The 8,769-nt window shown below is 73.2% G+C and carries 10 protein-coding genes; 4 read left to right on the forward strand and 6 right to left on the reverse strand.

Annotation, left to right across the window (positions count from 1 at the left end; all coding sequences use genetic code 11):
* Nucleotides 1-252: 252 nt before the first annotated feature.
* The 6 genes from PROKR_RS05710 to PROKR_RS05735 all read right to left on the reverse strand — a co-directional run bounded on the left by PROKR_RS05710 (nucleotide 253) and on the right by PROKR_RS05735 (nucleotide 4,371).
* On the reverse strand, nucleotides 253-906 hold the full coding sequence (locus PROKR_RS05710; protein ID WP_036960470.1) for a pyridoxine/pyridoxamine 5'-phosphate oxidase: 654 nt from the start codon (nucleotides 904-906) through the stop codon (nucleotides 253-255).
* Entirely contained in the window at nucleotides 906-1,496 is a 591-nt protein-coding gene (locus tag PROKR_RS05715) for a TetR/AcrR family transcriptional regulator (protein WP_051432716.1), read from the reverse strand. Before PROKR_RS05715 ends, PROKR_RS05710 begins: the two co-directional genes overlap by 1 nt.
* A gap of 71 nt (nucleotides 1,497-1,567) precedes the next feature.
* Nucleotides 1,568-1,786 (reverse strand): SCO4848 family membrane protein, encoded by a 219-nt coding sequence (locus PROKR_RS05720; RefSeq protein WP_036960473.1) that lies wholly within the window; start codon nucleotides 1,784-1,786, stop codon nucleotides 1,568-1,570.
* Nucleotides 1,787-1,820: 34 nt separating this feature from the next.
* The gene (locus PROKR_RS30560; protein ID WP_051432717.1) at nucleotides 1,821-3,026 is read right to left on the reverse strand and encodes a GNAT family N-acetyltransferase; all 1,206 of its coding nucleotides are present in this window, start codon (nucleotides 3,024-3,026) and stop codon (nucleotides 1,821-1,823) included.
* A 93-nt stretch (nucleotides 3,027-3,119) separates the two neighbouring features.
* Nucleotides 3,120-3,755, reverse strand: coding sequence for a GNAT family N-acetyltransferase (locus tag PROKR_RS05730; protein WP_051432718.1), 636 nt, complete (start codon nucleotides 3,753-3,755; stop codon nucleotides 3,120-3,122).
* 76 nt (nucleotides 3,756-3,831) lie between these two features.
* A complete protein-coding gene (locus tag PROKR_RS05735) occupies nucleotides 3,832-4,371 on the reverse strand; it encodes a GNAT family N-acetyltransferase (protein ID WP_036960476.1) in 540 nt (179 codons plus the stop codon).
* 112 nt (nucleotides 4,372-4,483) lie between these two features.
* On the opposite strand from PROKR_RS05735, the gene PROKR_RS05740 reads away from it, so the two are divergent.
* From PROKR_RS05740 to PROKR_RS05755, 4 genes are all read left to right on the forward strand, one after another.
* Nucleotides 4,484-5,872, forward strand: coding sequence for a DHA2 family efflux MFS transporter permease subunit (locus tag PROKR_RS05740; protein ID WP_036960478.1), 1,389 nt, complete (start codon nucleotides 4,484-4,486; stop codon nucleotides 5,870-5,872).
* 19 nt (nucleotides 5,873-5,891) lie between these two features.
* Nucleotides 5,892-6,785, forward strand: coding sequence for a siderophore-interacting protein (locus tag PROKR_RS05745; protein ID WP_036960480.1), 894 nt, complete (start codon nucleotides 5,892-5,894; stop codon nucleotides 6,783-6,785).
* Between the two features lie 593 nt (nucleotides 6,786-7,378).
* Entirely contained in the window at nucleotides 7,379-8,188 is an 810-nt protein-coding gene (locus tag PROKR_RS05750; RefSeq protein ID WP_157601904.1) for a hypothetical protein, read from the forward strand.
* A gap of 117 nt (nucleotides 8,189-8,305) precedes the next feature.
* A complete protein-coding gene (locus PROKR_RS05755; protein WP_036960483.1) occupies nucleotides 8,306-8,719 on the forward strand; it encodes a VOC family protein in 414 nt (137 codons plus the stop codon).
* Nucleotides 8,720-8,769 lie beyond the last annotated feature (50 nt).

Genomic DNA, 8,769 nt, shown 5'->3' on the forward strand with positions numbered 1-8,769 from the left:
CCAGGGGCGACGGGCCGGCGAGGTCGTCGGCGGTCAGCCGCCCGACGGCGAGCAGCAGGGCGTCCAGCCCGGTCGCCGAGTCGGTGCGGGCGTGGTCGACCAGGTCGGCGCCGGTGGGTGCGGAAGCGCCGGGCGTGGCGGTGGAGGGTGTGCTGGGGGTCGTCACAGGGGGTTCCCTTCGTCGGGTGGTCGCGCGCGATGTGTCAGACGTACCGGTCACCGGAGTGATCCGTACGTCTGGCACGAGAGGGGTCAGGGCCAGAGCAGGCCCTTGGACCAGCCATCGGCCTCCGCCGTGTACAGCAGGCGGGTGTGCGGTCCGTCGTCCGGCGCCTGCCAGAACTCGACCGACGTCGGGGCCAGCACGTACGCGGTCCAGTCCGGGGCGGCGAGCTCCGGGTCGGTGGTGACGGCGCGCAGCGCCTCGGCGAACGCGTCCGTGTACTCCTCCTGGGAGCCGAGCGGCTCGCTCTGCCGGTTCACCAGGCCCGACGCGCGCGACAGGTCCGACCGCGCCAGGAAGTCGGCCCGGCTCGCCTCCGGCCCCGCCGACGCCGCCGTGCCCGTCACCTTCACCTGCCGGCCGAGCTCCGGCCAGAAGAACGTCAGCGCCGCGTGCGGGTTGGCCGCCAGGTCGCGCCCCTTCGGCCCCGAGGACTGCGAGGCGAACCACCAGCCGTCCGCCGTCACTTCCTTGAGCACCAGCGTGCGGGCGTGCACCCGCCCGGCGGCGTCCGCCGTCGACAGCGTCGCGGCCTGCGGGGCCAGGATCCCGGCGTCGATCGCGCCCTCCAGCCACGCCACGAACAGGTCGTGCGGGGCGGCGGGAGCGGCCGCGGTGTCGAAGGCCGGCAGGCCGGTGCGGGCGAAGGCGGGCAGCGCGCGCAGGCGCTCGCGGAAGGTCATCAGTTGTTCTCCTGGGTCGGTGGGTTCTGGTCCGGCAGGTCGTGGGTCAGCAGGCCGACGAACCCGCGCACCGCTGCGGCGAGGGCGTCCGGGTCCCGCGTGGCGCGGGCCAGGACGTAGCCGCCCTGGACGATCGCGAGGGCGGCGTGCGCGCGGTCGCGGGCGGCGTCGTCGGGCAGCCCGGTCTCGCGCAGGACCTGGGTGAGCGTGCCGAGCAGCCGCACGAAGTAGGCGGTCACCACGTCGTGCAGGCCGTCGTCGTCCATCACCGCCTGGTCGGAGGTGAGGCGGCCGATCTTGCAGCCGGCCAGCGCGTCGCGCGGCCGTTCCAGGTAGGCGACCAGCCGTTCGACGGCGGGGGAGTCGCCGCCGAGCGTGCGCAGCGCGCGGGTGAGCGCGTCGTCCACGGTGGCGCCGACGGCGGCCACGGCCAGGTCGTGCTTGGTGGGGAAGTGGTGGTAGAGGCTGCCCTGCCCCACGCCCGACGCCGCCAGCACGGCGCGCGGGCTCGTCGGCCCGACGCCCTGGGCGGCGAAGAGGTCCTGTGCGGCGCCCACGAGGCGGTCGCGCGCGGAGGTGGTGGTGCTCATGCCCGCACCATACCTACCTCCAGGTATGGTGACAACCGAAAAAGGCCGGTGACGTGCCGGGACGGGGCGCGTCAGAGCAGGGTGAGCACGCCCAGGACGCCGACCGCCAGCCCGAGGACGAGCGAGACGGCGATCAGCACGGAGTGCACGGTGAGGAACTTCGTGGGGCGGCCGTCGGCGTCCCGCGACCGGGGGTCAGCGACGATGCGCTGCCAGAACCGCGGCCAGATGAGCAGGTTCCACAGGGCGGTGACGATGAGCACGACGGACCAGGCGACAGGGATCTCCACGTGCCGATTATCCGCCCGGCCCGGGCGGGCCCCGTCAGAAGTAGTCGCGGACGTGGAGCTGGCGGCCCGCGAAGAGGGCCGTCAGGACGGCGTCGTGGTCGGCCGGGCCGGTCAGGTGGCCCCCGATCCGCAGGTTCGCCGCCGACTGCGCGCCCGCGTACAGCAGCGCCAGGCCGTTGGGGCTGAGCACCGGACGCTCGTGGTGCGCGTCCTCGACGGCGACGACGTCCCGCTCCAGGTGCGTGACGCCGTCCGACACCGTGAGGGTCCACGCGCCCGCCAGGTCCGCCGCGCCGCGGACGGCGAACGGCACGCGCGCGCCCTCCAGCACCGACGACAGGCCGCCGAGCGCACCCGCGACGTCCAGGACCCGCAGCATGTACGGGTGCGCGGCGTGCACGCTGGTGGACAGGTCGGGCAGCACCAGCCACGCGGGATCCAGGCCCGACGTCGCCACGCGCGCCGTGCCGACCACCGTCGAAAAGCTGCCGAGCGTGCGCCACAGGGCTCGCGCCGCGTCGGGGGTCAGGGCGATCAGGTCGTCGATCTCCATGACCGTCGTGGTCGGCGTGTACCCCTCGCCGCGGTTCCAGCTCGCGAAGCCGACCGTCTCGCCCGCCGCGTCGACGGCCAGCGTCACGCCCGTGTAGTCGGCGAAGAACCTCTCCGGCGGCGTCCAGAACGGCTTCTCCGCCCGCGACACCGGCCCGTTCTGCGCGGCGGCCCAGCGACGGTGCACGGCGACGACGGCGTCGAAGTCGGCGGTACCGGCCCGGCGCGTCGTCACCCCCGCGGGGGCGGCCACGCGGTTCAGGTTCTGCAGCGGCACGTCGACGTCGTCGAACGAGCCGATCACCTCGTAACCCAGGCGCCGGTAGATGCCCGGCGCCGAGGGGAACAGGGTCGAGAGGACGTCACCCTGCTGCCGGGCCTCGTCGAGCGCGGCGTCGAACAGGCGCGCGAGATGCCCCGAGCCGCGCCGCTCGGGCTCCACCGCCACGCCCGCGAAACCCGCCGTCGGCACGCGCTCGCCGTGGAACCACGACGTGAACCCGTAGACCCGCAGGCGGGCGGCCAGGCCGTCGTCGTCGAACGCGCCCCACTCGCGGAAGCCCGACGCGGCCCACTCCTCGCTCGTCGGCACCGTGGGGGCGGCCGCGGGCACACCGAACGCCTCGCCGCCCAGCCGGGTGTAGTCGGGCTGGTCGGTGTACTCGATCCGGCGCACGGTGGGAGTCATGCAGGCGACCCTAGGCAACCGGCGGGGGAGGGGGCGAGCGCAAAAACGCGGGTACGGGCTCAGGCTCTGCTCGGCTGGCGCCTGAGCTGCGGCTCAGTCGCCGAAGTAGGCGACCTGGTCCTCGGCCGGGTGCGGGCGCAGCAGCGGGGTGCGCGTGACCTCCAGGGGCTCCGGCGTGAGCAGGCCCTGCAGCTCGGCGTCGGCGGTGCGGTTGCCCGGGGCCAGGCCGTCGTCGGCCACCAGGTCGCGCTGGAAGAGGACTGCGTCGCGCCACGCGCCCAGCTTCCAGCCGATCTTCTCGAACGAGCCCGCGCGGTGGAAGCCGACGGCCTCGTGCAGTGCGATCGCGGGGTCGTTCGGCAGCACGATGCTGGCCACGACACGGTGGTAACCACGGCGCGCGAGCCGCGTCAGGAGCGCCTCGTACAGCGCGCGCCCGCCGCCCACGCGCTGGTGGTCGGTCGCCACGTACACGTTGGTCTCGAGCGTCCAGCGGAACGTCGGGCGGTCCGCGAACGGCTTGGCGTAGGCGAACCCCACCACCTCGCCGTGCGACTCGAGCACGAGCCACGTCTCGCGGCCGAAGAACCGCTCGATGCGCCGCGTCATCTCGCGGGCGTCCGGCGGGCGGGTCTCGAACGTCGCCGCCGAGTCGGCCACGAAGGGGGCGTAGATGGCGGCGCAGGTTGCGGCGTCGTCGGGAGTCGCGACGCGGACGATGCTGTCCATGCCCGGATCCTTTCGTGTTCCGGACGGGCGCGATGATCGCAGCGCGGAATTGACGGCGACCGTCTGACCAGGTAGATCAGCCTGGCTCGCCCGACGGCGGGGCCTCGCCCAGGGTGGGCGCGAGGTCCTTCTGTAGACGTGCGACGTCATGCCAGCGGTCGTGCTTCCAGCCGATCTGGTGGAACGTGCCGACCACCTCGAACCCGAGCGCGGTGTGCAGACCCATGCTCGCCTCGTTCGGGAGGGCCAGGCCGGCCACCAGGCGCCGGTAGCCACGCTCGGCGAGCCGCTCGAAGAGGGCCTCGTACAGGGCACGGCCCGCGCCGGTCCGGCGTCGGCCGTGCTCCAGGTAGACGCTCGTCTCGGCCGCCCACCGGTACGCCTCGCGCGGCGAGTAGGGCGCGGCATAGGCGTAGCCGACGACGGCGCCGGTGTCGGCATCGACGGCGACGAGCCAGGCGTGGCGCTCCGAGCAGCTCGCGATGCGCCGCGCCATCTCGGCGGTGTCCGGCGGCTCGGCCTCGAAGCTGATGTGGGTGTCGCGCACGTAGAAGGCGTAGATGGCGGCGCACGCGGCCGCGTCGTCGGCGGTCCCAGGGCGGATGGTCAGGTCCATGTGCCGATCGTGCCCGATGCGCGGGGCGGCGTAGTGAGCGGCGCAGGAAAGGGTGGGCGAAATCCTCGCGACGCCCGGGGCGGATGTGGGTGGCCGGGCATAGCGTGATGCCGTGACCACGCTCCAGAGACGAGTCCTCGTCGTCGCCGTCCTCGGTTCCTTCGTGTCCTTCCTCGACGGCACGGTGGTGAGCGTCGCCCTGCCCTCGATCGCGGACGAGCTCGCGAGTCCCGGCATGGAGGCGCTGCCCCTGCAGCAGTGGGTCGTGGACGCGTACCTCATCACCCTCGGCGCGCTGATGCTGGTGGCCGGCTCGGTCTCCGACGTCTACGGCCGACGGCGCGTGCTGGCGATCGGGCTCGTCGGGTTCGGGGTCGCCTCCGTGCTGTGCGCGCTCGCGCCGACGGGGCCGGTCCTCGTCCTCGCGCGTGCCCTGCAGGGGGTGGGCGGCGCCCTGCTGGTGCCGAGCTCCCTGGCGCTCATCATCGCGACGTTCAGCGGCGAGGCGCAGTCGCGCGCGATCGGCCGGTGGACGTCGCTGACCACCGGCGCGATGATCGTCGGCCCGTTCGTGGGCGGCATGCTGGTCGACTTCGTGTCCTGGCGCTGGGTGTTCTGGATCAACGTGCCCGTCATCGTCGTGACCCTCTGGCTGCTGCGCGGGGTGCCCGCCGCGGAGGGCGAGCCCGGCCGGCGTATCGACGTGCCCGGCGCGGTGCTGGCCGCGCTCGGCCTCGCGGGCGTCGTGTTCGGGCTGATCGAGGGGGCGCGGCTGGGGTGGACGTCGCCGCTGATCCTCACGTCGATCATCGGGGGCGCCGTGCTGCTGGTGGCGTTCGTGCTCTACCAGCGGCGCGCGGCCGACCCGATGCTGCCGCTGCGCCTGTTCGGCGCGCGCAACTTCGCCTGGGGCAACCTGGCCACCACCGCCATCTACGGCGCGCTGTCCCTGGGCGGCTTCGTGCTCACCCTGTTCCTGCAGCAGGTCGCCGGGTACTCCGCCACATGGTCGGGGGTGGCGCAGCTGCCCACCACCATCGCGATGATCGCTCTGTCCGCGTGGTTCGGCACACTCGCCGGCCGGTACGGGCCGCGGCTGTTCATGACCGTGGGGCCGATCATCGCCGGCATCGGCTTCCTCCTGATGCTCTCGATCGACGAGACCGCCGCCTACGTCACGCAGGTGCTGCCGGGTCAGCTCGTGTTCGGGCTCGGCCTCTCGATCACGGTCGCGCCCCTCACGGCCGCCATCCTCGGCGCCGTCCCGACGCACGACGCCGGCATCGGTTCCGCCGTGAACAACGCCGTCGCGCGGGTGGCGGGCCTGGTGACCGTGGCGTTCGCGGGCATCATCACGGGCGGCGTGCTCGACGTCGCCTCGCTGCACCGGGCGTTCCTGGTCACCGCGGGTCTGCTCGTGCTCGGCGGGCTGCTGTCCCTGGTGGGCATCCGCAACGTGCGTGGGGTAGATCCCGACGCAAACCTGGTCAAAACCAGTTAGGTATGCCTAACCTAAGTGCATGGCATACAAGGGGCGCAGGGCCGTCGACCCGCACGTCGTGATGGCCGAGGTCATCAGCACCAAGCAGGTCTCGCCGAACATGATGCGCGTGACCCTGGGCGGTGACGAGCTCGACCGGTTCACGCCCGCCGGCTACGACCAGTGGTTCCGCCTCTTCCTGCCGCGCGCCGGCCAGGACATGCTCCGCCTGCCGACGCGCACCTCCGGGCTCTGGTACGCCGAGTACCTCACCACGCCCAGGGCCCGCCGACCCTGGGTGCGCAACTACACGGTCCGCGCAGCGCGCCCCGACCTGAACGAGCTCGACGTCGACTTCGTGCTGCACGCGGGCGACGACGACGCCGCGGGCGGGCACGACGTCGGGCATGGCGCCGTGCATGCCTCCGGGCCGGGGGCCGGGTTCGCCCAGGCCGCCGAGCAGGGCCTGCGCGTCGGCCTGCTCGACCAGGGTGTCGCCTACAACCCGCGGCACGACCACGACTGGACGCTCCTGGTCACCGACGAGTCCGGCCTTCCCGCCGTCGCGGGCATCTGCGAGTCCCTGCCCGACGACGCCCGCGGCGTCGCCGTCGTCGAGGTGCCCACGGCCGCGGACAAGCAGGAGTTCCGCGCGCCGTCCGGCGTCGAGGTGCGCTGGGTGGTGCGGTCCGAGGCTGCCGGGGACGGCACGGCCGGACCGGACGGCGCGCAGGCCGTCCCGGGCCAGGCGGCGCTCGCGGACCTGTGCGCCCTGGACCTGTCGGCGCACGGCGGCGACGTCTACGCCTTCACGATCGGTGAGTCGGCCCTGGCCACGGGTGCGCGCCGACACCTCGTGGGCGAGCGCGGGGTGCCCAAGTCGCACGTCGACTTCGTGGGCTACTGGCGGCACGGCAAGGCCGCTCCGAGCTGACCGTTCCGTTGGGCGGTCCGGGTGCTGGGGCCTGCTGAGGCCTGGTTGCGGCAGGGCATTTCCGCGTGGTCGGCAGAATGTCAGATGGTCGGTATTCCGAGCTGCCGACCATCTGACCTTCTGCCGACCGTCTGACGTTCTGCCGACCGGCTCGCCCCGCCGAGCGCCCGGCCCGCGCCGGCCGCTCGACGCTCTGTCGACCATTTGCTGATCGCTGACGCTGACGCCGACGCTGATGCCGGGCGCAGGGCAGATCGTTCGCGGCGCAGCGAGACCCTCAGTGAGGGGCTGGGCTACGGGGAGCGCGACCACAGGTGCCGGTTTTCGGGGTTCGTGCACAGGAGAAGGAAACGCGGCCGCCGCGGCATGCGGATGTACGGCACCGTCGAGGCATGAACCAGACGGGGATCGTCCTTGCTCGCCACCACGACCGAGAAGCACTGCGGCGGGCGCTTCGCGCCAACCGGGCGGAGAAGGTCCGCCGAGGTGCCTATCGCTCTCGGCAGCCGTCGACCGGCGACCGTTTCCGTGATGCCGACGACCAGGCCCTGGCGCGCACGCTGGCGGTCTCCGCGCAGCTTCGCGATGCGTGGGTGAGTCACGAGTCGGCCGCTCTGCTGCACGGGCTCCGGCTGTGGCAGCCGCCCGACCGCGTCCACGTCGTGCAGAAGTACCGTGCGTCGTCGGCCTCGGCCGGCGACATCGCACGCCACCGGCTCGGCCTCACCGACGACGAGAAGGTCGTGATCGACGGCGTGGCGACCACGAGCCTGGAGCGTACGGTCGTCGACTGCTGCGTCGCGCTGCACCCGCTGCTCGCGCTCGTCATCGCGGACCACGCGCTCGCGCTCGGGACGGACCGGGCCGCCGCCCTGGCCGTGCTGGACGCCCGGCGTGACCCACGCGGGCGGCGTCGGGCACGGCTGGTGCTCGAGCTGGCGGACCCGGGGGCGGAATCCGCGTGGGAGACCTGGTTGCGGTACATCGTGCTGCGGGCCGGCCTGCCTCGACCGACCACACAGCTCCAGGTACACACGCCGCACGGCGACTACCGTGCCGATCTGGGCTGGGCCGAGTTCCGGCTGCTGGCCGAGTTCGACGGGCGCGTCAAGTACACCCGAGGCGCTCTGGGCCCCGGTCACGACGCCGACCGCGCGCTGTTCGACGAGAAACGCCGCGAGGACCACCTCCGCGAGGAGGACTGGGGTGTCGTCCGCGTGACCTCGTCGGACACACCCGCCGAGGCGGAAGACCGCGTCCTCCGCCACCTCTCGCCTGCCACCCGCAAGGCACTGACACCCCTGCACCTCCTCCCGCCGCCGCCTCACCACCCGGTCGTCCCGCCCGCGCCCGTTCGCCCGGCACGCCCCGCCCGTCCAGCCCGCAAGGCGGGCGCACGGTGATCGGCAGAATGTCAGGTGGTCGGCATTCCGGGCTGCCGACCACCTGACGTCCTGCCGACCACCCTGAGGTCTTAATGCGTTGGGCCTGTCCGGGGCGGCTGTGTCAGGGTCCCGGGCATGGCTTCTTTCGTCTCGCACGTGACCGTGGACTCGTCCGACCCCTACGCGCTGTCCGAGTGGTGGAAGCAGGTGCTCGGATACCAGGACGTGCCCGGCGACCCCAACCTGCCCGGCCATGAGGAGTGCATGATCGTCGACCCCGACGGCAAGGGGGTCGATGTCCTGTTCATCGAGGTGCCGGAGGCCAAGACGGTCAAGAACCGGGTGCATCTCGACCTGCGTCCGCGTGCGGACCTGCGCGACGTCGAGATCGAACGGGTCAAGGGGCTCGGCGCCACCGTCGTGAACGACCACCGCGGCATCTACGGGCCGGGGTCGGGCTGGGTGACCTTCGCCGACCCGGAGGGCAACGAGTTCTGCGTGCTGCGCTCGCGGGCGGAGCTCGCGGCGGCCGAGGAGGCGGCTGAGTAGGAGGCCGGGCAGGCCGCCGCCACGACCGGGCGGGCCGCCACGACCGAGCC

Source organism: Promicromonospora kroppenstedtii DSM 19349, assembly GCF_000515355.1.
Taxonomy (GTDB): domain Bacteria; phylum Actinomycetota; class Actinomycetes; order Actinomycetales; family Cellulomonadaceae; genus Promicromonospora; species Promicromonospora kroppenstedtii.